Raw genomic sequence first — 26048 nt, 5'->3', positions numbered from 1 at the left:
ATTAATTACAAATATTATTTTTTTTCTATAATTATAAGATTATAGCCATCATAATTTGAATCTATAGAAATTATTTTATGCCCTTCTCTTTTTACACTTTGTGGAACATTCTTTATTGGATCACCATCATCTAAATAAAATCCTCTTTTTTCTCCTGATTTTATTTTAGAAAGTTCTATCTTTACTTTGACAAAGTTTATTGGGCATTTTACTCCTCTAAAGTCAACAACCTTGTATTCACCTGAGTTCTCTGATTTTTCAACATCTTCATTCTGCTTTAAAACTTCTTTTTCCTTTGGAAGTGTTATTTCAAGCTTTCCATTTAATGATTCATACATAGCTTTTACTTTATTATATAGATATTCTATATCAGCCAATTTATCTGAAATATCCTCTATATCTCCAAGTTTATAGTCAAGAAGATTTTCAAACAGATTCTTTATTGAAGCTTTCACATATCCAGTATCTATAAAATTCTTTTCAAACTCTTTGAATATTTCTCTGTGTTTATTTGAGTCTACCCCTCTTAAAACCAGAAGTGTCCTTGCAGATGACAACGCTGATAAATATAAATCATTATCATTCTTTAATTCTTTGTACTTGTCAAGAGAAGCTTTAGCATTTGATAAATCAAGTTTTATAACATCAAGTACTCCACTGCTGCATTCTCCAGGTCCACGTCCCTTTAATGAGAATTTTTCACAAGCTTCAAAATCATAATAAATATCTTCATCATCTACAAATTTCTCTATATTTGTATATTCGGCTGCTAAACCCCTTATCTGCTGCTCATTATTATTTATGAATTCATAAAAATCTTCGTATCCCGAACTTAACTTCAACTCTGCTAATTTATGAAGAAATTCAAGTATCTTTTTAGCTGGAATATCACCGTATTCCTCGCCCATTATTGCACTGCTTCCAACTCTTCCTCCAAATGACACTGAATACATGGGTATTAATCCATTTTGAGTCCTCTTGGCTCTTCCATGAAGTCCAAGTGGGGCTTTTTCATGTTGTGCACATGAATTTGGACACCCTGATATATAAAGCCTTGGAAGTTGATCCTTCAAATCATCTGATAATGGCTCAAATTCTTTCTTTATTGCAGTCAAAAGATTTTGTGACAGACAAAGTCCAAGCTGACATGTTGAAGCACCAACACAGGTCAATGAGTTAAAAAGATTATATTTAGAAGAAAAGCTAGATATTATACCTGCTAACTTGCCTGCATCTTTCTCTTTCAAATCTCTTATAAAAAACCCCTGGGTATTTGTAGTCCTTATAGACACTTCATAATCTAAATCTTTAACAAAATTAAGTACCTTATCTAAATTATCCACCTGTAAATGTCCACTTTGCGGATGAATATAAACTGAATAATATCCTGCTTGTTTCTGAGGGAATATTACATTTTCAAGTCCTTTTGACAACTTAACTTCTTTTACAATATTTGATTTCTTGTGCAACATAAATTCATCTTTATTTACACTTATATCAAGTTTGCCCTCTGACTTTAATTTATCTACTTCATCATTAAATCTTGCCACAAATTTTTCTTTTCCAAGCCTCTTCAATATAAATCTTATTCTTGCCTTGTTTTTATTAGTTCTATCGCCCTCAGCTTCAAAAAGATTTTTCATCGCTTGAATATAGTATAAAATGTTCTTGTCCTCTATAAAATCTCTAAGTTTTATAGCTACTCTTGGACTTCCGCCAAAGCCGCCGGCACCGTATAATTCAAATCCTCTCTTGCCATCTACTATTTTAGCTATAAATCCAAGATCAGATATTGCTGCATTTCCAGTATCTGCAGGACTATTTGAAAAAGCTATCTTGTATTTTCTTGGCATATTCATAGTAGTTGGATCTTTTATTAGATAATTAGTTGCTGCCTTCATATAAGGTGTTACATCAAATACATCATCTAACGAAACTCCTGATAAAGGTGAACATTCTATATTTCTTACAGTATTTCCACCCGTACCTTTTGTAATTATCCCTACCTCAATAAGTGATTTCATTATTGGATATGCAGATTTTAAATCAACACTTTGAAACTGTATATCCTGTCTTGAAGTAAATCTAATTTTCCCATCTGCATATTTTCTTCCAAGTTCACTTATGCACTGAAATTGCTTTAAATTTATAACTCCACCCGGCACCCTTGTCCTTACCATATAGGTTTCCTTTTTTCTCTGTTCATAAAATCCCATGGAAACTCTGAATGCCTTAAATCTGACTGGATCTATAGTTCCATTTGCATACTGATCCGATTTTTCTTTAATATCTTCTATAGCCTTGTAATTACCTTCGTTAATATCTATCATAAAACATTCACCCCTTTATTTTAAACAAGTTTATATTTAAGTTTTTCTACATTTTTTTCTTTATCTACCTTAAAAATATTAAATACCGGCTCTTTGTCTTGAAGTGATAAAATTCCATACAATATTGTTGGGTCAAAAGCCAATCTTTTATCCTCTTCAGACGGCCTGGATGGAGATTCTGGATGAGAATGATAATTTCCAACCATGCTTAAATCTTCACTTCTCATACTTTTTATACAATCAAATTGTTCTTTTGGATCCATAGAAAAGTGTTCATTACTGTGATCTATATTAGTAAGAGGATATATTTTCTTTATAGATATATCTTCTCCATTTTTAACTCCACCTAAATATCCACAGCATTCATCAGGAAATTCTGCCTTTGCTTGTTTAACAATCTTTTTATATTCCAATTCATCTAAATAAATCATATTAATCACCCTTTTAATTTTCCTGTTTTAAGATCACAAGCCGCCTGCTCATAATCTATAAGATTTGTTATAGTAGGATGGTCACTGCATATTCCACAGTTTTTATTTTTAGATACCTTTATCTTTCTAAACTGCATTGTGAGTGCATTATAAGTTAAAAGATATCCAGCAAGGTTGTCTCCTATGTTCAAAATATATTTAAGAGCTTCTGAAGCTTGAAGTGAACCTATTACACCACCCATAACTCCTAAAACACCTGCTTCCCTGCAAGTTGGCACTACACCAGCTGGTGGTGGTGATTGGAATATACATCTATAGCATGGTGTTCCATTATCCGGTATGTAAGTTGTGAGCTGTCCCTGAAATCTTATTATTCCTCCGTGGGAAAATGGCTTCTTTGCAAGCACACAAGCATCATTTATCAAAAACTTAGCTGGAAAATTGTCGGTTCCATCTATTATAAAATCATAGTCCTTATCTTTTATAATGTCTAATATGTTGCTTGAATCTGCGATTTCATTGTAAGTAACTACATCTACATCTGGATTTAATTCATTTATAGTCTCTTTTCCTGATTGAACCTTTGGTTTTCCTACATCTTTAGTTTGATGTATTATCTGCCTTTGAAGATTTGAAAGATCAACTACATCTCCATCCACAAGTCCTATAGTTCCAATACCTGCGGCTGCAAGATACATTGCAGCAGGTGCTCCAAGTCCGCCAGTTCCAATTACAAGGACCTTTGAGTTTAAAAGTTTTTCCTGCCCTTCCACTCCAACTTCTGAAAGTATTATATGTCTTGAATATCTCTCAATCTGCTCCTCATTAAAGTCCAAAAGATCCGCCTCCCATGAAATATAAAAAGTCTATCTTATCATTCTGCTTTAAAATTGTAGCATCAAATTTGTCTCTATCTATAAATTCATCATTTAATTGAACTGAAACCATATCTGGCATTTCAACATTTTCGATCTTTAAAATTTCAGTTACATTTACACCATCTTTTATTTCCTTGTCTTCCCCATTTACTTTTATAATCATAATTTTCCTCCTCTTTGTATACAACAATATAAAGTAATTTATTCAAAAGTTATTATCCAGGTATTTCTCAACAACCACCGCTGCTGCCCCTGCTGAAATTGCATCTTTATTGAAAAATCCACCTGATTTAAAAATAACTTTATTTTTTTCATTAATATTTGATTTTTCTATTACAGTTTTAATGCAAGTATCATAAAATAGCTTTGAATTTTCAATCAACGAGCCGCTTAATATTACAGCCCTCAAGTCAAGCATCGTTATATAATTTGCAAGACCTAATCCCAAAATATAAGCTGCTTCTTTTATTACATTTTGCGCAATTTCATCACCACTACTGGCTGCAGTACAGACATCTTTATATCTAACTTCACTCGAATAATTATTTTTTGATGCAAATTTTTTTGTTATTGCCTTTTCTGAGCAGCAATCCTGTATAGTGCCATAATCTTTTAAAATCATGTGTCCAAGAGCATCTTCTATATCGTTTCTTGCTCCCAAAATTTTGCCATTCAAAATTATACCTGTCCTTATATTAGATCCACAATTAAAATAGCCGACATTTTTAAATTCATTCTTAAATCCATAATAACATTCTGCAACTGCTGCAGCAGTTGCACCATATTGAATAACAACCGGGCATTCCAAAACTTTTTCCATAGCAATCTTTACTTCATCATTACTCCATCCATTACAATAAAAATTTTCAAAATTTCCAGGTATGGATACCCCTATTCCAAACAACCCTACGGAACAAATCATTAGCTTTTCTACAGCTTTATTTATAATCTCCAATATTTTAAATGCTGTTTTATAAGGAGTAAATGAACTGTCCATTTTAAATTTTTCTTTATATATTATCTGAATCCTAAAATTAGTAAGTACTACTTCTGTATATTCTCTAGATATTTCAATGCCTATTATATAAAAATTACAGAGACTCACATCATACAGTACCGGTTTTCTTCCGCCACTTGATTTTCCTATAGAATACTTGATTATAATTTTATTCTCCTCAAGAGGATCCATCAAACGGTTTAATGATGTCAATTTCATTTTAAGCTTGCACAAAATATCATTTTTAGTCATGGAACCATTCTTTTGAAGTAAGTTTAATATATCTTTTTCTTCATGCCGCATACTATTAAATAAATCATAACTGCAATTCATAATTATTCTCTCAGCAACCTTTACTAATCTTTTAACTTTTTTGGTGATAAGTTTATAAATTAAATTTATTAAATCGGGATACATAAAAAGCTTCCCTAGTTATGAGTAACAAGAAAGCTTTTCTTCAAGTTTCTCATCTTTCAGGCATCTACCTGCTGGAATTGGCACCGTTGAATTAATCAGGTTGCCGGGCATCACAGGGCCAGTCCCTCCGCCTCTCTAGATAAGAATATCCATATTTAATTATTGTTATAGTATCATATTTAAATTAAACTTGTCAATAATTATGTGAAAAATTTTATGTTGACTTACTAAGATGAATATTTTAGTATCTATATAGATAAACTTTTAAAAATTATTTTTAATATTGGCATAGGAGATATTTTTTATGAATACAGAATTGTTATTGATAAGACATGGTGAAACTGAATGGAATAAACTAGGTAAATTCCAAGGTTGTTCAGATATAGCTTTAAGTGAAAATGGTATAATGCAGGCTGAAAAATTATCCAAACATCTGAATGGTAATTTTGATTATATTTATGTAAGTCCTCTAAAAAGAGCTAGAAAAACTGCAGAAATAATTGCTAAAAATACAGATAAAACTCCTGTAGTAGTTGATAATTTACGTGAAATCAATTTTGGAGAATGGGAGGGACTCACTTTATCTGAAATAAAAAGTAACTTTAAAGAAGAATATATAAAATGGGAAACCGATGATAAGGAAGGCCCTATATGTGGTGGAGATTTAAGTCTTAAAAGAGCCTGCATTAGAGCTAAGGATGCCATGCTATCTATAGTAAAAAAACATCCTCATAAAAAAACTATAATAGTAGCTCATGGTGGAATAATCAAAGCTGGTTTAACAGGTTTATTTGATTGGAAACTAACCATGTATCATAAAATTTTACTTTCAAATACTTCTATATGCAGACTTATTTTTGATGATGATTTAAACCCTATTATATTAACAATAAATGATACATCCCATTTGAACAATCAATAAAATTTTGAAGCTATTCCAAGCGCAATTTTGCCGGATATTATGCCTAAAATAATTCCTGCTAAAACATCTGTTGGATAATGTACACATAGATACATTCTTGAAAAAGCTATCAAAAAAGCCAGAATAAAAAATTCAATAGAATATTTTTTAAAATATCTGGACAATACAACTACCGCTGCAAATGCTGCAGTTGTATGCCCTGACGGGAATGAAAAAGATTTTGGTTTTGGGATCAAAAGCTTTATAGTATTCATCTCTAAAAATGGTCTTGGTCTTTGGACTATATGTTTTATTATTACCTCTCCCAACATAGCTCCAATAAATAAAGCAAGCAAAGTTACAAAACCTGCTTTTTTATGTTTTTTTGATATAATTATCAATAATATTGATATAAATATCCATATTAAGCCATTGTTTCCCAATTTAGTGGCAAAAATCATCAACTTGTCGAGAACAGGTGTATGCATATTGTTTTGTATAAATTGCAATATATAAATATCAAATTCATTTATTAATAGAAACATATTTTCTCATCCTCAAAGTAATTTAGTATAAATACTTTAACATTATAACATATATTATTTACTATAATATCACTTATTACTTCAAAGATTTTTCAATTATTTCACAAGTTTCATCAAAAGATAATCTCCTTGGATCCATGTCAAAAAGTTCTCCCATAGTATCATAAGCTGATTTGGCATACTGACCTATTTTTTCACTTTCAACTCCATAATCAGATAGTCGGATATTTGCTGTTCCACAAGAAAGTTGTAGTTTTTTAAGTGCAGAAATAAATGCATACTGCTTTTTATCATCGCTATACTCTTCTATGTCTTCACCCATAGCTTTTGCCATAATAATGTATTTGTCTTTTGAAATATCCAAAAACTTTTCATAATATGCTATACATATTGCTATAAGCCCTGCACCATGCGGCAAATCCGGATGAAATCCACTTAGTGCATGCTCAATTGAATGTTCACTCGTACAATTGGATATACTCTCTACAATTCCACTTATTGTACTTGCCACAGCCATATTACTTCTAGCTTCTCTGTCATTGCCGTCAGCCGCTGCCCTTGGAAGATATTTTGCAATAAGTTCAATAGCTTTTATAGCTAATGCATCACTTATAGGATTAGCTGCTGCTGCAATAAATCCTTCTGTAGAATGAAACAAAGCATCAAACCCTTGATATACACTCAACTTTTTTGGTACTGTCATCATTAGCTCAGGATCTACGATAGAAATACAGGGAAATGTTTTATCATTACCAAAGTCAATTTTTTCTTTGGTTCTTTCATTTGTAGTCACTGCCCATGGATCAGCTTCAGTACCTGTACCGGAAGTTGTAGGTATTGCAATTATAGGAAGCGGATTATTCTGCAACATTTTATTTTTGCCAGTTCCTGACTCAATGTAATCCCATAAGTCACCCGGGTTAACAGCCATGGCAGCTATACACTTTGCAGTATCTATAGCACTTCCTCCGCCCAGACCTATTATAATATCGCAATTATTCTCTCGAGCTATTTTTGCCCCTTCCATCACACCTTTACTTGTTGGATTTGCATTTGCTTTGTCGTATACAATAGTTTTCACTCCCTGAATTTCCAAAAAAGCCTGAACTCTATTTAAATATCCATACTTTTTTACAGATTTTCCCGAAGTTGTTACAATCAACCCCTTACTTCCCGGAATATCTATTTCACTTAATTTTTTTAAACTGCCTTCCCCGATATATAAATGTGATGGCATATAAAAACTAAACATAAACGAGCTCCCTCTTAATAAATTTAAAATATTCTTAAATTCTACCCTGTCTTTTCTCAGAATTTCTTTCAATAATTTTGTAAGTGATCATAATCAATATAGTAGCTAAAATCATAACAGTTGACAGCGCATTAACATCAGGCGATACTCCTTTTCTAACCATTCCAAAAATTTTAATTGGCAATGTCATATCATCAGGTCCTGATGTAAAAAAGCTAACTATTACATCATCAAGTGATATTGTAAGTGCAAGCATGGCACCAGATGCCACCCCAGGTGCAATAATAGGCAAAGTAACCCTCCTAAAAGTCCTCCATTGATTAGCCCCCAAATCCATGCTGGCTTCCTCAATGGACATATCATATCCAGAAAGTCTTGCACGCACTGTAATTACAACAAAAGGTACACAAAATGTGACATGTGCTATAATAAGTGTCAATAAACCCATTGGCATATTTATAGCTGTAAAAAATGCTAGAAGAGCTATACCTAACACAATTTCAGGTATAACTATAGGAATATAAAGCAGTGAATCTATAACTGATTTCCCCTTAAATTTAAATTTGAACATTCCAAAAGCAGAAATTGTTCCAATAAATACTGATAAAGCAGTACTTGCAGCTGCAACAATTACAGTTGTCTTAAATGCATTCATTAAATCTGTATTATCAAGCATTTTAACATACCATGATAGCGTAAATCCTTCAAATTTAACATTCATTTCAGAAGTATTAAAAGAGAATATTATAACTACCAATATAGGCAGATATAAAAAAGCATATATAAGGCAAGCATAAATTAGTGATACCGCATTTAATCCTTTTTTTTCTTTTTTCTTTTTCATATACTTACCCTCCTATACCATATCTTCTACTTTGCCTATCTTACCATACAGCTTCATTAAAACTATTGTAAGTAAAATAAGCAATATAGACAGTGACGCACCAAGCGGCCAGTTTCTCGCAGATAAAAATTGATTCTTTATAAGATTACCTATAAGTATGGATTTTCCACCGCCCATCATATCTGATATAAAGAAATATCCTAAAGTAGGAATAAAAACCTGTATGGAGCCTGCAAATATCCCCGGCATGGTAAGCGGTAAAATCACTCTAAAAAATGTGTGAATACGACTCGCTCCAAGATCATTTGAAGCCTCAATTAATGATTTATCCAATTTTTCTATAGAAGTATATAGAGGAAGAATCATAAATGGGAAAAGTGTGTACACCATACCAAGCAGTACAGCACCATTCGTATATAACATTGTTAAAGGATGATTTATAAGCCCAATCTTCAACAATATAGTGTTTATAACACCTTCTGTTCTAAGCAGGGTATTCCATCCATATGTCCTTATAAGCGAATTAATCCAAAATGGAAGCATTATAAGAGTTACAAGCGTGGCCTTCATACCTTTACTTGAATTACATATAATGTACGCAAAAGGGTAGCCAAGTATCAGACATATAACAGTTGTAAGGACAGCTATATAAATCGAAGTTACATAAATGTTTATATAAAGTGGATTCAGCAAATCGCTGTAATTTTTAAGTGTAAGTTTAGCCACTATGCCACCATATGTTCCTTTTTCCAAAAAGCTCATTACAAAAATGTACAGCATTGGAATAAGAATAAACAATGACATCCATAATATTATAGGTCCGATTGTAATAGTTGCCGGTAAAATGTTATTTCTTTTTTTCATAATCCCACCTCCTTAATTTGTGGGACATTTTCTATTATATTGTATATTTTTTCTTCTTTAGTACGCATGATGACTGCATCATTTTTGTTCCAATAAACATATACTAATTGATCAATGTCAAGAAGTTTTGTACCGGACATGGAATTCATTTTTAGCCTATATCCATTTGGCAATTCAATAACAGTTTTTATAATAGAACCTACATATATATGTTCTTTGACATAACCTTTTAGGGTAAATCCGTCTACAGGAGTAATAGAACATTTAAGCTTTTCAGGCCTTACAGATATATACACCATCTCTTCAATAGCCATATTTTTTCCATAAACTGTAATTGTCCCTGATTCTACAATTGCTGTTAGCTTGTCCCTGTCAATCTTCTCAATGTTTGCCTCAAGAATGTTTGATTCACCAATAAAGCTGGCAACAAATTTAGATTTAGGGTGCTCATATATTTCATCCGGTTTTCCAACCTGTTCAATATTTCCATTATTCATAATTACTATTCTGTCACTCATGGTAAGAGCTTCTTCCTGGTCGTGAGTAACATATATAAACGTAATCCCCAATTTTCTTTGCAAATGTTTCAATTCTACTTGCATCTGTTTTCTTAATTTTAAATCCAACGCACCTAATGGTTCATCAAGGAGTAATACTTTTGGACGATTAATTAAAGCACGAGCAATAGCTACACGCTGTTTTTGACCACCCGACATCTGGGAAGGCATTCTTTTTTCAAATCCGCTAAGTTGTACTAAAGTAAGCATTTCATTGACTCTCTCTTTAATTTCTGATTTCTTAACTTTTTTCTCTACAAGTCCAAAAGCAATATTATCATATACATTCATATGTGGAAATAATGCATAATTTTGAAAAACTGTATTTACATTTCTCTGATATGGTTTCATATTTTCTACATTTTCCCCAGCAATTAAAATAGTTCCTCTTGTAACATTTTCAAAACCTGCAATCATTCTAAGTGTAGTAGTTTTTCCACAGCCAGACGGACCTAGAAAAGTTAAAAATTCCCCTTCTCTAACATTAAGATTAATCTTTTTAATTACTGCATTATCTCCAAATATTTTTTCTACATCTTTGATTTCAATTACATTGTTCATTGAATCGTCCAAAATAAACCACTCCTTTTAGTTAGCATTTTTAATTTACAGAATTGATTCTCCTCTTTCGCCTGTACGAATTCTCATTACATCGCTAATATCAGATATAAAAACTTTTCCGTCTCCAACAGTACCTGTAGATAAAGTTTCCTTTATATCTCTTAAAATTTCTTCAACATCCTCATCTAAAACAACAGTCATGATCTGTACTTTTGGAAGCAGGTTGATTTCAAAATCCATACCTTTGAATTCAGGAATAACTCCTTTTTGGTGGCCGCAGCCCATAACTGCAGTCACCGTCATACCTATATACTCATTTTTTGCTAATACTTTTTTTACATCATTTAACTTTTCTGTACGGGTAATTATCTCTATCTTTTTCATTACAATACTCCCCCTAATTTTTAAACTTAGTCCAAACGCTATCGTAATATTTAACTGAAGTTCCTATATCTTGAAGGAATTCTCCTTTCTTTATCTCACTTTCTGGTAAATTACTTGCAGGATTATTTATATAATCTTTGCCAAGCAAAGATTTAGCTGCCTTATTAGGATTTGCATATGGATACACATCTGAAATCATTTTGCTTATCTTAGGCTGTAATACAAAATTTATAAATAACTCTGCTTCCTTTTTATGTTTTGAACCGGCTGGTATAACAAAACTATCAAGAGACATAGATGAAGGCTCTTTAGGAAATATAACCTGTATATCTTTATTTTGCTTCATAGCAAGAGCTGCTTCAGCATTCCATACAAGACCAACAGATACTTCATTTGAAATAAGTAATGTTTTAGGACTATCACTATCATATGCTTTAATGTTTGGCTTCAATTTATTAAGCCACTGCATTGCTTGATCAATCTTAGCTTGATCTGTTTCATTTTCTGTATACCCTAGTGCTTTAAGAGCTATACCTATACATTCACGCTGATCATCTGGAAGTACAATACTTTCTTTTAATTTAGGGTTTAACAAATCATTGTAACTATTAATTGTAATGCCAAGCTGACTTAACTTTTTCTTATTTACTGCAAGTACAGACATACTCATCATATATGGAACTGTATACTTATTTCCCTTGTCAAAACTTTGATTTAAAAAATCTCCATTAATATTTGAAAGATTTTTGATACTGCTTTTATCAATTGGCTGTATTAGTTTTTTGTCATTTAAAGCTTTTATAATATAGTTACTTGGAACAGCAACATCATACTGTGATGTACCACCTGCTATAAGTTTTGCCATCATTTCTTCATTTGATGAATAGGTTGATTGAATTACTTTTATGCCATATTCTTTTTCAAATTCTTTAAAAACTGAGTCTGGCATATATTCTGTCCAGTTATACAAATGTATTTCTTTAGCATATCCATTTTTAGTTGCCTTGTCTTGACTTCCACAACCTGTGAAAGCAGTTAAAAGTAATGTTATTATAGAAGAAAATATTATCATATTTCTAATTTTTTTCATTCTAATACCTCCAATTCAAATTATTATAGTAAATGCATGTCAAACACAACATTTTTATAGTTATTCAATAGCAGCAGCAGCAAAATCAGCTAATTTAAATTCTATTTCAGTTTCCTGAAGTACTCCTTTAAGAGTGTTTAAAAGAATGCCGATTGATTCATATGAAATACAAGCAGGCGGTTCTATACGAATTACCTTTGCATTAATTTCAGTTCCTGCAGTCAATATCTTATTTTCAAATAATTTTTTAGCAACATAGTATCCTATTTTACTATCATCAAATTCCATAGCTATAAGAAGACCTGCTCCTCGAACATCTTTTAAAACCTTTGGAAAATCTAGTTTTAATTTTTTAAGTTCCTTCAATATAGTTTCTCCTTTTTTCTTGCACATACCCGGTATATCATTTTCAAGTGTATACTTTATAGTTGCAAGTGCTGCTGAACATGCAACAGGATTTCCTCCAAATGTAGGAGATCCAAGCAAATTAGGATTTTCAATCAAAGGTTGAGTCCATAATTTCGGTTTTGCCACAATACCTGTCATAGGAATTATGCCTCCACCTATTGCCTTACCAAAGGCCAGTATATCTGGAACAACCCCTTCAGCTTCACATCTCCATAAAGTACCTGTACGTCCCATTCCAGTTTGTATTTCATCAAATATAAGTAATGCACCATATTCATCACATATTTCACGAAGTTCTTTCAAATATCCTTTAGGTGGTATTATAACTCCACCTTCACCCTGTATAGGTTCTACAATCACTGCAGCTACTTCTTCTCCTACATGTGTCAAATTTCTAATAGCAGTACGTGTCTCTTCTGCATTTCCATATTCAACATGAAATGTTTGCTGTACCATTGGTAAAAATGCTTTTCTTGTAAATCCCTTACCTGTAGCAGAAAGAGCTCCATTTGATTTTCCGTGAAATGCATTTAAAGTTGATATATACCACTTTTTGCCTGTATATAATCTTGCAAGTTTAAGCGACATTTCAATAGCCTCTGCACCACCATTTGTAAAAAACGCATATTGTAAATCTCCAGGTGTTATTAATTCAAACGTCTTAGCAAGATATGCCCTCAGTGGTTCAAGCAATTCTTGAGAATGTAACCCAAGACGCGATAACTGCAATTTTACATACTTCGTAATTTCCGGATTTCTATGCCCTGGAGTAAATACTCCATATCCACCCAGACAGTCAATATATCTTTCACCATTTAAGTCATAAAAATATTCTCCGCCATCACTCCATTCAATTACAGGTTCTGCTTCTTCTCTACCGTCTTCAGAATCTGTTGACTTTCTAATATCAATCCATCCTTTATTTAAATAATTTCTGATATTATCTACAGTTTCTGATGTAATAAGTTCTCTATCTTTCTTGTCCAACTCACCGGTACTTTCAATATAACCTATAATTCTATCTAAATCTTTGATAATTTCTGTTTTATTATACATAATTTCATCCTTTCTAAATTTTATACGATATAGCTCACGATTTCAATTATTAATATAAATTAAATTTATCAACAGCTAAAGAAAATACTTCGTCTAAAGTTTTTCCTAATTTATCTATAGATTCATAACTTACAACAGCTGGAGGTTCAATACGAATGACTTTAGAATTATTTAAAGTACCCGCTGTAAGAAAGTGCCTGTCAAAAAGATTCTTTGCAATAAAATATCCTATCTCTGTTTCAGGAAATTCCATAGATATCAAAAGTCCTGCGCCTCTTACCTCTTTAAGTAATTTAGGATACTTTTCCTGCAATAATTTCAAAATTCCAATAATTTTTTCTCCTTTTTTCTTGCACATTCCTGGTATATCATTTTTAATAATATATCTTATAGTTGCTAATGCCGCTGCACTGGACAATGGATTTCCTCCAAATGTAGGTGATCCCAATAAATTAGGATCTTCCACTAATTCATCAATCCATAATTTTGGTCTGGCTATAATACCTGTCGCTGGAACAAGTCCTCCTCCAAAAGATTTTCCAAAAGTCATAATATCAGGTACTATTTCCTCTGCATCACAACGCCACATAGTTCCTGTACGTCCAAGTCCTGTCTGTATCTCATCTATTATAAGAAATACATCATATTCATCACATATGGATCTAACTTCTTTAAGATATCCTTTAGGAGGAAGTACCACTCCAGCCTCACCCTGAATTGGTTCAAGTATAACTGCTGCCACGCTCTCACCAACAGCTTGTAAATTTTTTATAGCTTTTCTTATATCTTCTGCCACACCATACTCAACATGCTGCACATCCGGCAATAATGGCAGGTATGGCTTTCTAAATATATTTTTACCTGTAACAGAAAGTGCTCCAAATGACTTACCATGAAATGCATTTACAGCAGATATAAACCATTTTTTGCCTGATGAAATTCTAGCAAGTTTAAGTGCCATTTCTACCGCTTCTGCACCACCACTTGTAAAGAAACAATGGTTCAGATCACCAGGAGTAATTTCTGCCATGATCTTTGCAAGGTATCCTCTAAGCGGTTCCAAAAGTTCCTGGCTGTTCATAGGTTGTCTATCTATTTGCGCAAGTACTGATTTCAAAATTTCCGGATTTCTGTGTCCCGGCGTAAATATTCCGTAGCCACCTAAGAAATCAGCATATGCATTACCATTTAAATCATAGAAAAATTCCCCTCCATCTGACCATTCTACGATTGTATAATCATCTGAGACAGACTTTCTATAACTAAGCCACCCCGGATTAAGGTTATCTCGTGTATACTCTACAGTTTCTTTAGTTATCCTATCCTTATCCTCCTCAGTTAAATTTTTCCCTTTTTCTATATAACCAAGTACTCTTTTAAGATCTTCCACTACTGTGTCTTTTATCAAAAACATCATTCCTCTCTTTAATTATTATTTTTTAATCATACATAAAAGCTTATAAATATATTGCTTAATATTGCCTATCATCAAGATTCTACAAATTAAAGCATATATATTTAAAATTTATCAAAATATTGCATAAATTAAATTTAAATTTAGTTATTAGTTTATAATCAGAAAATTTCAGAAAATTATATTTAACATAAAGGAAAATTAGATAACATAATGAACTATGTTTTAGATTTTGATGTGATCTATAAATGATCAAAAAATTACTATAAATAAATCTACTAAATATTCATTTATAAAATTGTTTGTACATAGTTTATAGATCGGTTTTCACCCCTTCCACTCTTTGTGAAAAAAATTTATTTGACTTATAGATTTGAATAACATTAATCAACTTTAATGTTATATTTATTATAATCAATTTATCATTAAATGTCAATAAAATTTAACTATTTAATTCTAAAATCAGTATATTATTGATATATTGTTAATAATCTAATCAAACCATCCTGTTGGTTTAATATCAAGATTAATATTTATTTGTTTAACTTCTGTATACTCTTCATATCCAAATGTTCCAAGTTCTCTTCCTATTCCGCTTTGCTTATATCCACCCCATGGTGCTTCATTGTATGTTGGATTATAAGTATTTATCCATGTTATACCTGCCCTTAACTTTCTTATAACTCTATGAGCCTTAGCGATATCATTTGTGAATACTCCTCCTGCAAGTCCATAGCATGTATCATTTGCAAGTGCTATAGCCTCTTTTTCATCTTTAAACTTCTGTACTGCCAGAACAGGTCCAAATATCTCTTCCTTTACAATTCTCATGTCAGGAGTAGTGTCTGCAAAGATAGTTGGCTCTACAAAATATCCATTTTTAAGTTTTTCCGTAGTTATTCTATGTCCTCCACAGACCAATTTTGCACCTTCAGTTTTTCCTATTTCAATATACTTTAATACTTTATTCATATGATTCTCTGAAATCAAAGGCCCCATTTCTATTTCATCATCTGTTCCATACCCAACACGTATCTTATTTGCTTTTTCTACTAATTTTTCAATGAATTTATCGTATATGCTGTCCTGAAGTAAAAGTCTTGAACCAGCTGAACAAACTTGTCCTTGGTTGCAGAATATGCCAAATAATGCATAGTCTACTGCTGTATCAAAATCAGCATCTTCGAAAACAATATTTGGAGATTTTCCACCTAGTTCCAAAGATATATTTTTTATGTTAGAAGTAGCAGCCTGCATAATTGATCTTCCTGTGACTGTCCCCCCCGTAAATGCAATTTTATCTACATCTTTATTTTTAGCTAATTCATCTCCTACAACAGGTCCTGCTCCAAGTACAAGATTTATAACTCCTTTTGGGAAACCTATTTCATCAATAATTTCAAATAATTTTATTGCAGTTAATGGTGTAACCTCAGAAGGCTTAAATACTACAGTGTTTCCAGCTGCTATTGCAGGTGCAATCTTCCAAATAGCCATAAGAAGTGGATAGTTCCATGGAATTATCATTCCGCAAACGCCAATAGGCTCTCTGACTACCATGGATTGCATATTGTCAGGCACATCATAAGTCATACCATGAGGTTTTGTAGTAAGTCCTGCATAATATCTCAAGCAAGCTACTGCATCACTTACATCTACTATTGTCTCTCTAATAGGCTTACCATTATCTAAAGTTTCCAGTTTGTAAAATTCTTCTGATCTCTCCTCTAAAATATCTGCAAGTTTAAATAAAAGTCTAGATCTTTCAAGTCCATTAACATCCATCCATCCGTCTTCATAAAAAGCTCTTTTTGCAGCTGCAATTGCACATACTACATCTTCTCTTGACCCTTCAGTAACTGTTGCTATAACCTCTCCATTTGCAGGATTTAAGGAATCCCTCGTATCACCACTTTTAGACAATTTCCATTCACCATCAATATACATTTTTAAAACTTCACTCATGCTATTCCTCCTCACTAATATATAATTGTAACATCTGATTAATTAAATGTTATTATAATTATATTAATATGTCAATGCGTAAATTAATAATTTAATATAAAAATATTGATTTTTTTATCAAACTATTATAAACATAATATTTCAAATGCACATTAAAAACTTTCTAATTTTAAAAGCTAAATTTAAATTAAACAGTATATCTAAATTTTTAAGATCACAATTCAATATATTTTCCATTCTTTTAATTCTATATTTCAATGTGTTTTTGTGTATAAATAATGTATCTGAAGCTTGTACTAAATTACAATTCTTATCTATATAAATTTCTAAAGTTTGAACTAATTTTGTAGAATTTTTATTATCATAATCAATTAAAGCTCCCAAAATATGTGTATAAATCTTTTTCATTTTATCCTTTTTGTCTATTTCAAATAATAGTTTATATATTCCTATTTGTTCATAGTTGCAAAATTTATTTTTATTTTCATCAATACTGATAATTTTTATTGCCTTTCTTGCCTCTTCCACACTATTTTTAAAGTTTTCTATTTTATTCCATTTGCTTCCAATGCCAATGCTTATTTCAATTTTCTTTATTTTAATTTGAACCTTATTATATATTTCTTCAGCAATTAAATTAATTTCATTTGTACCCTCTTTTTGCTCCATTGGAACCATAAGTATAATAAAGTTGCTTTCCATTATGCTGATAATTTTCTTATTATACTTATGCATTACATCAACTATAACCTGCTGAAGTTTCTGCTTTAATCTAAATTCTATATCCTCATCCCATATTTCATTGTGTTTAACAAGTTTCACAAAATTATCAATAGATATAACTATAGAATAATAGTCACTATCAGGATTATATCCATAAAACATAGCTCTATTTATTATTTCATCGTCGTAATTTATTTCTCCAGAAATAAGATTTTTCATGAAACTGTTCATGGACTCCTGTTCTATTTTGCTCATAAAAATTGCTTTACATATACTTTGAGTTATATCAATTAATCTAACTTCAAACGGCAATTCAAATATAGGAAATGCAACGGAATCCGCAAACTTTATAGCTTCATCTGGTGTTTTATCAATATATGGTCCTACATTTATAACTATGCCAGCTGCATTTTTTGAATTTAAATCTCTAATTAACTTTAAAAGAGATTTTGTATCATCTTTTATTAGGACACCTGTTATAAAGATCAGTTCTCCTCCCTTTAACCAATCTATATATTCTGGATTTTCCATAAGATGTGCCCACTTTATAAGTCTGTCTATTCCACTTTTGCCAGCTACAATCTTTAATTTATCTCCATATGGTAAAGTTTTTAAGTTCTCACAATTAATTATCATATATAACACCCCCGAATATTATTAATAATCTTGACTAAATTTATATACACATTCATAAAAATGTTTATATAATAGAAAGCCGAATACCTCTAAGTATCCAGCCTTTTACACAACATTTATAAATATCTCTAATTTATCAAAAGTTCATTGTTTTAGTAAATAGTATTATAAATTAATCATTATGTCAATTAATTATTAATAATATAATACAATATTTGTTCTATATTTATTATATTATCAGTAATTATTTCATAAAGCCAGTCATTTACTTTTTGAGAATATAAAAAAGTTGTTACAAAACTTTTATTTTGCAACAACTTCTATATTTAAGCTATTTATTTATGTTTTATGCTTATAAATTTAGTTAAAAATCATTTAATAGAGATTCCCTATATGATTTTCATCTTAATTACTCCCATTGGTTAAAGAATTTACAATAGTATCTGCTTTTGATTCATCTATAATCGAAATTATATCTTGTGGGCAGTTTATTTTTTTATATCTAAATTTTCTATATGTTTTATTGACAAGTATGCAGACAGTATTCCTAAAGCTGCAAGTGACAGAGGAATTGCTATTATAGAATTTAATGAAAATCCATTGTTGTCAGAACAGACAATAGAAACTAAAACTATAGATGATAAGATTGTTACAAAAGTTGATTTCATAATTATCCCAAAATACATAGGTATTAAATTCATAAGAGAAGATGTAATTGCATACATAAGTATAGTTAGGGTGCTTATTGTTATTATATTTAAATTTAACTTAGTAGGTACTAGATTATAAACTTTATTTAAGAAATAAAAACTAATTCCCAAAAAAATATTTGACAATACTATTGTTAAGAAAGTGAACATAATAACAATAATAATTTTAGATGTAATTGATTTTTTCCTATCTATTGGATCTGAAAATAATGTAATCATTTTTCTATTCTTTAATTCTTTAATAATAATATTCGAAATAAGTACACTAGAAAAAATCATAAACGTTGCTCTAACCAAACTATCTATCATAGTAAAAATAATTGAATAGTCTGTTATTACATCTATCTTTAAATATTTTATTGGATAGGTAATAAAAATTAAACCACCTAAAATGATAATGTTTGCTATAATTGCATTTTTTATATATTTCTTAAGATTGCATTTTTCTAGCTCAATTTTAATTAATTTAATCATTTCATAACCCCCTCATATAATTTAATCTAGTACTCAATTTAACGTTGAATACTATTTTGTACTCTAAATTAAATATAGATGTTAGTAACCATATAAGCTTTATCTATCTTATTTTTCATTATTTCTATTTTTAATAACTGATCGCACATAAAGTATAAAAGCAATTAAAATCAAAAATAATTGTATTACATTTAAGATACCTATAAAATTAGAATTTAGTACTTTTTCTAAAAAAGCTATTCTACAAAGCTCTATTAATGAATAAATTACTAATAATAATGCTACTATATTTTTTTTGTTTTGATACCACCAACAAAAAAACAGAAAAAATATAATACCTCCCAATAAATTTGACAATATATCAAATATCTTGAATTTTCGTTTAAAAATCTACCAATTGTCCAATCTGAATCACATCCTGAATTTCTAGAAAAATATCTGCCATGGGATTCATAGTTTCAATCTTCATGTAAAAAGAATAAATAATAAACTGTGTGGCTATCGCACTAATTTTTTATATATCCATCTTCTATCTTTATAATCCTGTTACATTGGCTAGCTATTTTATAATCATGAGTTACTATAATAACAGTTTTACCTTCTTTATTTAAATCCTTAAAAATATTCATTACATCTTGTCCTGTTTTTTGATCTAATGCTCCAGTTGGTTCATCTGCAAGTATTATTTCAGGATTATTAACTATAGCTCTTGCTATGGCAACTCTTTGACATTGACCACCAGAAAGTTCTTTAATATTTTTGTTTATTTTATCATCTAAATTTAATTTAACAACTACTTCATTTATTAATAATTTTCTATCATTACGTTTAATTTTCGCATATTCTAGTGGTATTTCTATATTTTCAAATACTGTATAATCACTAATTAATGCAAAGTGCTGTACTACAAATCCAAAAGTTTTATTTCTTATTCTAGAAACTTCAGAAGCACTTAAGGTATCAACTTTTCTATTTTCTAATATATATTCTCCATATGTAATTTTATCTAATGTTCCTATTACATTAAGTAAAGTAGATTTTCCAGAACCAGATGGACCTGTTATTGCAATTAACTCACCTTTATTTACTGTTAAATTTATATTATTTAATGCATTTACTTTATTATTTTTTGAATGATAAACTTTAGTTACATCCTTTAATTTTATAACTTCCAATATCTATTCATCTCCTTTAACTAAGTCACTAATATTTAAATTAAATATTCTTGTGACAGGAATTATTGCTGAAATTATAGATATAACTAACATTGCAATCAATAGAATAAGTAAGCTATTAATATTTATTAATTTTCCATCTATATAATATATAACTGATACTGTAATCATATACGCTATAAAAAAAGTACTAAATATTTCTAAATACATAATTCCAGCAATATCAAATAATTTTCCACCACTCATAATATGTATACCATATTCCTTTTTTCTTTTATTTATAGAATCTAATATCGATATAATAACTGTTATACATACAAATATAATGACACTTATAGATGTTATAAAAATTATTTCATATTGTTCTTTAAGCATATCTGAATCTTGAGTTATATACTTAGTCAAATCCCTTACACCTGCATCTTTTATAGCAGGTATATCATTGAACATTTTTTTGATTTTTGTAAGCTCTTTGTATATTTCAGATTGATCTTCAGAACTATCAAATAGAATGTAATTTGCATTATATAATGTCAAATCACATAACTCAAATTTATCTTCATAAATTGCATCTGTAGATATAATATAATTATTTAGATTTACATATCTATTACCAATCTGGCTTATATCTCCAATACCATACTCATTTTCTTTAAGTATTCCTATTATTTTGCCCATACGTTTAGATTTACGCGAATCTATTGGAATTTCATCTCCTACTTTAAAATATTTACCATAATTTGATCCAACAACAATAGGAAATACAAAATTATCTTTACCAATAAAATTAAAATCATTACTAGTAAATAATCTTCCTTTTTCAACCCTCAACGGATAGGTTTTAAGATATGATTTATTTATGACAATATTTTTAATTTGAAAATATGTTTTACCATTAATATTAGATTTAAAATCGCTTGCTGCAAATTGGTAATAATTATTGAAAGCAGGAATCATCTCTCCTGTCATTGAAGTTTTTACAAAAGTATACTTGGAATTACCTTCTATTTTTTTTAAAGCAGCCATTATTTTATCCATGTTATTACTACTATTAAGTATGCTTCCAACTTCTAAAGCATAAACTTTTTTATCTTTAAAAAAGTTTTCTGCTTTGTTTGTCTCTAAATTCATTCTTTTATATAAATTTATGGTTTCATACATAGAATAAAATCCGAAAATTAATTGGGCAATAATTAAAAATGAATAAAAGAATCTACGTGATAGTCCTCTAATAGCATATTTAAATTTCATAATTATACCTTTCCTTTTATAAGATAACTTATTTGAGTTTTATTTATATTAAATATACTTATGCCAATTACTATACTCCCTATAATTAATATAAAAATAAAACTGGCAATTATATTAAATTTATTTAAACTACTGTTTTGTATTTGAAGTACATTACCTAATATCAATAAATTTTGAAATACAATTGCTATAACTAGCGAAACTACTGATATACTTAAATATCTTTTAGCTATATGCAAAATAATATTTTTATTTGAGCACCCGTACATTCTTCTTATTCCTAATTCTAAAGATATTTTATCTATCCATTGAATTGTAGCTCTTACAAGAGTTATAATAATACACAATATTATCAATGAAAAATTAAACAATAAAGTTCTAGAATTTTGTATAGCACTTACTAATGGACTGTTACTCTTATCTTGATAAATTATTTTTATAAGAGTACTATTATTTTTTCTATTAATTCTATTAATAATATTTTTTAAACTGCTTTCACTTCTTACTGTACTATCTAAAATAAACCCCTGCTGCAAGTAATTCGTATCTTTGTCTTCAAGCTCGATATTTAAATTATACAAAATACGAGAATCGTATTGTGTATCACTATTTTTCTTTCCTATTACTCCTATAACCAAAAATTTATCGTTTCCTCTGTATATATATCTTCTTCCATTCTCTATTTGGATGCTTTCACTATTTATAAGATTTTTTCCAACAACTACTACCTTTTTATTTTCTTTAAAATCTTGTAAATTAAAAAATCTTCCTTCCAACAAATTGTATCCATTTTCATATATTCCATTAAAATAAATTCCGAATTGAGATGCACCTCGGATAAGAACTCTCCCTGCTTCATGAATTATTATTATATTTTTTTGTGATTCCATTTCTTTTAAAGATTTTATTATATTATCTGTACTTAAATTCTTTTCATTAAAATTAAAAGCAACGCTATTAATTGTTTTAAAATTATTTGCCTCTAATATCATTCGGTATACTTTTTCAACATGCCCCACAATTATTGATGTGAATATTAATATAAAAGTTAAAGACAATATTAAGAATTGTGTTTTTCTAAGATACTTTTTCAAAATTCTCATAGAATGCCTCCAAATTATTTAATGCTAAATAAATACATGATCTAATAATCTACTCTGTGTATTTCAGAGGCTGTTAGAGTTCCAGGTGCACATAAGCTTGTAGTTTGTACATAATTTTTGGAATGGCGCTCTTGTTCATTTCCACTAAGTATAACTTTAGTACCAACACCATGTCCATAACAGCCACAAGATGCTAATGCATAAGTCTGGTTTGCACTTCTATTATGTGTTATTCCAAGCTTTACACTATGTTCTGGGCCATAATTTCCACACATTCCTTGTTTAGTGTTATATTCATTAGTGTAAATACCATGACCTTGATAAGCAAATACTGGAGTAGCAACCATTGTAGCTATTAATCCAGTGAATAGTAGTGTTTTTAATTTCATTTTAATTCCCCCTATTTATATAATTTATTATAATGCTTGCTAAAACCTGAGTCCGTTAGAATTCAAGGCTTCTCAAGCTATATCAAAAGGATTTTTCCCACTTAATATCAAATATATATTGTGAGGTATCCTTTATGAACGAATTAAGAAAACTATGCAAATCATGAAATAAAGCTTTTATAATTAAAAATTATCTTTCTTTAAAATATTCTTCATAAAGAAATAAATTATATGTTAAAATTATCATATAATTTATCTTTTTACAATAAATGTTACCTGATATTAATATTATGTACCCTAAATAAGTATTTTGATTAAATAATATACTTTTGGGATTAATTTATGAATTTTTAGGTATATATATTACAATTTGTAAATTTATATAGTAAAATATAAATGTATGCAGTAAAAAATTAGCTTAGTGTTTAACACTAAGCTAATGTATAATTTATTTATAGCTATATCTTGGGAGGCGTAAATATGAAATTATTAAATATAAAAAAACATACTGCTAGTACTCTATCTACAATAGCTTTATCACTTGCAAAAACTTCATCTTCAATCGTTTATTTCTCGTAGCGAAAGAACCTAAAATGCCAAAAACTCTGTATAAAAAAGATTAAATCAGCTTAAATTTTTAATAACTAACTCTTGTGTAAATATGCAGTTTTTAACTTTAGTATTCAGAAATACATTTGAATACTTTTTATCTATAATTTTTCTAATTGTATTCAAACCTATTCCCCGTCCTTCACCTTTAGTTGAAAATTTATTTTCATAGATCTTATATATAGGCGGAATATTTTTAGAGCATGTATTACAAATAATAAAAGATATGTAATTTTGTTTCTTAACTATTACTATACGGATAATCTTTTTAGTACATAAGACAGCTGCTTCTATTGCATTATCAAATAAAATGCCTATAATTCTACATATATCTATTTCATCTATATCCAATTTATCTATTTTATCAGTAATTTCTATATATGTATTAACATCATTTGAATTTGAAATATGTATTTTAGATGATATCAACCCTTTTAAGGAGTTTATTTCTATATTTTTAAGCAAATATAAACTTCTATTTTTATTAATTATTTTATTATTTTCAGGTTGTAATTCATTTTTATAAAATGATTTTAATCCATCCATATCTGAATACCTTATATAACTATCTATAACTTCCATTATATTAATATAATCATGTTTAAATCTTCTTAGATCATCTGACATAGTTTCAATTGTATTCATATATTCTGTAAGCTGTCTAAATTCTTTGTCTTTATATTCTTTTTGTAACTTATTTATAATATTTTTATTATTTAAATATATTAATGACAATACTATAGCAAAACAACTAAGTGTACTAATAACATTTATTATAAAAAATTTATTTAATGTATTATTTAAATATTTATATTGAAATATATTCAAGTATATTGCAATTAATATAATTCCAGTATAAAAAATTAAATATATATTGGTAAATGAATTTTTTTTAATTTCATAACTATATATACTCGTATTGCTTAATAATTTATTTAATATCTTACTTATAATAAAAGATATAAGAGTTATAACTAGTGCTATTTGAAAATATTCTAAAGAGTCTTTAGGAATAGTTTTAAAATCTACATTAAAAAACATAGATGCGATAAATCCAACAATGGCATCACTAACTGCAAAAATAATATCTGTAAAAATTACTATAAATATAGAATACAATAATTTTTTAGAACTAGTAAAGCTAAAATAAATTAACAGTATAGATGATATTATAAGTAATAAATACTCGTTTTTACTTTCAAAAATAATTAAATCTAACGCAGTATTTATTAATATAAATCCTACAATAAATTTTTTCTTAATATCAATATAACTAACATTATAAAATATAAGTAAAAAATTTATCGATAATATAAAAAAATATAAGCAATAATAAATTATATGAGACATCCTTTTAATAGTCCTTTCATATATCTCTTTGATATATAGCACTTATCATCATTATTCATATATATAATAAGATTATTTTTATCAATTGATTTTATATTTCTAACATTTACAATATAGGATCTATGACATTTATAAAAATATTCTGGTAACAATAATTGTATTTTATTTAATGAGCAATAAAACTCTATACTTTCATTAAACATATGAAGTCTAATTTTATGATCTTTATAAGTTTCAAAAAAAAGAATTTCATCAGGATTAAAATTTACAATTTCACTTCCAATATCTAAAGTGATATATTCTTTTTCAATAATATTAATTTTTTTAAAATTATTATATGCTAATCTTAAACAGTCAATAATTCTAGTTTCTAACTCTTTTTTATTAAATTTGAGTATATAATCCATTGCTTGTACCTTATACTTAAATGTTAAAAGAGTTAATTCTGGATGAGATGTAACAAATATAATATAGCCCTTAAGATCGTATTTTCTAATAATAGTGGCAAGTTCTATTCCGTTAATATCAACATCCAGTTCCACATCCAAAAAATAAATAAAATTTTTATCTTTAGAAGTTATTATGTATTTTAATACCTCATCAGAACTAGATGTGCTTAAAGCTATACGTAAGCTAATCTCAGAATTATTTATTTCTTTCATAATAATAGTCTCAATCTGTTTTCTTTGAATGTTATTATCTTCACAAATTATAATATTTATCATTTGATTAAT

General features: G+C 29.0%; 24 protein-coding genes and 1 riboswitch. Of the genes, 1 reads left to right on the top strand and 23 read right to left on the bottom strand.

The features are described from left to right. Positions 1–14: 14 nt before the first annotated feature. Genes J2Z42_RS07690 through J2Z42_RS07670 form a run of 5 tightly spaced genes read right to left on the bottom strand, consistent with a single transcriptional unit; the run spans position 15 to position 5053 of the window. A complete protein-coding gene (locus tag J2Z42_RS07690; protein ID WP_209702065.1) occupies positions 15–2330 on the bottom strand; it encodes a ferredoxin-like domain-containing protein in 2316 nt (771 codons plus the stop codon). A gap of 20 nt (positions 2331–2350) precedes the next feature. Next, complete coding sequence (locus J2Z42_RS07685; RefSeq protein ID WP_209702064.1) at positions 2351–2761, bottom strand: M67 family metallopeptidase; 411 nt, start codon at positions 2759–2761, stop codon at positions 2351–2353. 5 nt (positions 2762–2766) lie between these two features. Beyond that, positions 2767–3597 (bottom strand): HesA/MoeB/ThiF family protein, encoded by an 831-nt coding sequence (locus tag J2Z42_RS07680; protein WP_209702063.1) that lies wholly within the window; start codon positions 3595–3597, stop codon positions 2767–2769. Further along, positions 3587–3802, bottom strand: coding sequence for a sulfur carrier protein ThiS (gene thiS / locus J2Z42_RS07675; protein ID WP_209702062.1), 216 nt, complete (start codon positions 3800–3802; stop codon positions 3587–3589). Before thiS ends, J2Z42_RS07680 begins: the two co-directional genes overlap by 11 nt. Positions 3803–3844: 42 nt before the next feature. After that, positions 3845–5053, bottom strand: a complete 1209-nt coding sequence (locus tag J2Z42_RS07670) for an ROK family transcriptional regulator (RefSeq protein WP_209702061.1) — start codon at positions 5051–5053, stop codon at positions 3845–3847. A 46-nt stretch (positions 5054–5099) separates the two neighbouring features. Next, a riboswitch (SAM riboswitch) is annotated at positions 5100–5199 on the bottom strand. Positions 5200–5357: 158 nt separating this feature from the next. Here J2Z42_RS07670 and J2Z42_RS07665 point away from each other — a divergent pair. Continuing rightward, positions 5358–5975: a histidine phosphatase family protein gene (locus J2Z42_RS07665; RefSeq protein ID WP_209702060.1), complete on the top strand. Its 618-nt coding sequence runs from the start codon at positions 5358–5360 to the stop codon at positions 5973–5975. Here the strand turns inward: J2Z42_RS07665 and J2Z42_RS07660 are convergent. The 18 genes from J2Z42_RS07660 to J2Z42_RS07575 form a co-directional block, all read right to left on the bottom strand. Then, a complete protein-coding gene (locus J2Z42_RS07660) occupies positions 5969–6499 on the bottom strand; it encodes a phosphatase PAP2 family protein (protein WP_209702059.1) in 531 nt (176 codons plus the stop codon). The two genes, J2Z42_RS07665 and J2Z42_RS07660, sit on opposite strands and share 7 nt — an antisense overlap. Positions 6500–6575: 76 nt before the next feature. Further along, positions 6576–7751 carry an iron-containing alcohol dehydrogenase gene (locus tag J2Z42_RS07655; protein WP_209702058.1) on the bottom strand — a complete coding sequence of 392 codons (1176 nt, stop codon included), beginning with the start codon at positions 7749–7751 and terminating at the stop codon, positions 6576–6578. A gap of 34 nt (positions 7752–7785) precedes the next feature. Further along, the gene (locus tag J2Z42_RS07650; RefSeq protein WP_209702057.1) at positions 7786–8595 is read right to left on the bottom strand and encodes an ABC transporter permease; all 810 of its coding nucleotides are present in this window, start codon (positions 8593–8595) and stop codon (positions 7786–7788) included. A gap of 12 nt (positions 8596–8607) precedes the next feature. Then, positions 8608–9459, bottom strand: a complete 852-nt coding sequence (locus tag J2Z42_RS07645; protein ID WP_209702056.1) for an ABC transporter permease — start codon at positions 9457–9459, stop codon at positions 8608–8610. Then, positions 9456–10577: an ABC transporter ATP-binding protein gene (locus J2Z42_RS07640; protein ID WP_209702117.1), complete on the bottom strand. Its 1122-nt coding sequence runs from the start codon at positions 10575–10577 to the stop codon at positions 9456–9458. The genes J2Z42_RS07645 and J2Z42_RS07640 overlap by 4 nt, the downstream gene beginning before the upstream one ends. A gap of 45 nt (positions 10578–10622) precedes the next feature. Continuing rightward, on the bottom strand, positions 10623–10961 hold the full coding sequence (locus J2Z42_RS07635; RefSeq protein ID WP_209702055.1) for a P-II family nitrogen regulator: 339 nt from the start codon (positions 10959–10961) through the stop codon (positions 10623–10625). Positions 10962–10974: 13 nt separating this feature from the next. After that, positions 10975–12051 carry an ABC transporter substrate-binding protein gene (locus J2Z42_RS07630; RefSeq protein ID WP_209702054.1) on the bottom strand — a complete coding sequence of 359 codons (1077 nt, stop codon included), beginning with the start codon at positions 12049–12051 and terminating at the stop codon, positions 10975–10977. Between the two features lie 60 nt (positions 12052–12111). After that, positions 12112–13515, bottom strand: coding sequence for an aminotransferase class III-fold pyridoxal phosphate-dependent enzyme (locus tag J2Z42_RS07625; protein WP_209702053.1), 1404 nt, complete (start codon positions 13513–13515; stop codon positions 12112–12114). 49 nt (positions 13516–13564) lie between these two features. Further along, positions 13565–14932 carry an aminotransferase class III-fold pyridoxal phosphate-dependent enzyme gene (locus J2Z42_RS07620; protein ID WP_209702052.1) on the bottom strand — a complete coding sequence of 456 codons (1368 nt, stop codon included), beginning with the start codon at positions 14930–14932 and terminating at the stop codon, positions 13565–13567. Between the two features lie 489 nt (positions 14933–15421). Continuing rightward, positions 15422–16894: an aldehyde dehydrogenase family protein gene (locus tag J2Z42_RS07615; RefSeq protein WP_209702051.1), complete on the bottom strand. Its 1473-nt coding sequence runs from the start codon at positions 16892–16894 to the stop codon at positions 15422–15424. 141 nt (positions 16895–17035) lie between these two features. After that, positions 17036–18253 (bottom strand): PucR family transcriptional regulator, encoded by a 1218-nt coding sequence (locus J2Z42_RS07610; protein ID WP_209702050.1) that lies wholly within the window; start codon positions 18251–18253, stop codon positions 17036–17038. A gap of 488 nt (positions 18254–18741) precedes the next feature. Then, positions 18742–19437, bottom strand: coding sequence for an ABC transporter permease (locus J2Z42_RS07605; protein WP_209702049.1), 696 nt, complete (start codon positions 19435–19437; stop codon positions 18742–18744). Positions 19438–19943: 506 nt separating this feature from the next. Beyond that, positions 19944–20612 (bottom strand): ABC transporter ATP-binding protein, encoded by a 669-nt coding sequence (locus J2Z42_RS07600; RefSeq protein ID WP_209702048.1) that lies wholly within the window; start codon positions 20610–20612, stop codon positions 19944–19946. A gap of 3 nt (positions 20613–20615) precedes the next feature. Next, positions 20616–21863, bottom strand: coding sequence for an ABC transporter permease family protein (locus J2Z42_RS07595; RefSeq protein ID WP_209702047.1), 1248 nt, complete (start codon positions 21861–21863; stop codon positions 20616–20618). A 2-nt stretch (positions 21864–21865) separates the two neighbouring features. Further along, positions 21866–22966: an FtsX-like permease family protein gene (locus tag J2Z42_RS07590; protein ID WP_209702046.1), complete on the bottom strand. Its 1101-nt coding sequence runs from the start codon at positions 22964–22966 to the stop codon at positions 21866–21868. Positions 22967–23007: 41 nt separating this feature from the next. Then, complete coding sequence (locus tag J2Z42_RS07585) at positions 23008–23355, bottom strand: hypothetical protein (RefSeq protein WP_209702045.1); 348 nt, start codon at positions 23353–23355, stop codon at positions 23008–23010. A 624-nt stretch (positions 23356–23979) separates the two neighbouring features. Further along, complete coding sequence (locus J2Z42_RS07580; protein ID WP_209702044.1) at positions 23980–25314, bottom strand: sensor histidine kinase; 1335 nt, start codon at positions 25312–25314, stop codon at positions 23980–23982. Further along, on the bottom strand, positions 25302–26039 hold the full coding sequence (locus J2Z42_RS07575) for a LytR/AlgR family response regulator transcription factor (RefSeq protein ID WP_209702043.1): 738 nt from the start codon (positions 26037–26039) through the stop codon (positions 25302–25304). The genes J2Z42_RS07580 and J2Z42_RS07575 overlap by 13 nt, the downstream gene beginning before the upstream one ends. Positions 26040–26048 lie beyond the last annotated feature (9 nt).

Source organism: Clostridium algifaecis (genome assembly GCF_017874415.1).
In the GTDB taxonomy this organism is placed as follows: Bacteria; Bacillota; Clostridia; order Clostridiales; family Clostridiaceae; genus Clostridium_B; species Clostridium_B algifaecis.
This window is presented reverse-complemented; position numbering and strand designations above follow the sequence as displayed.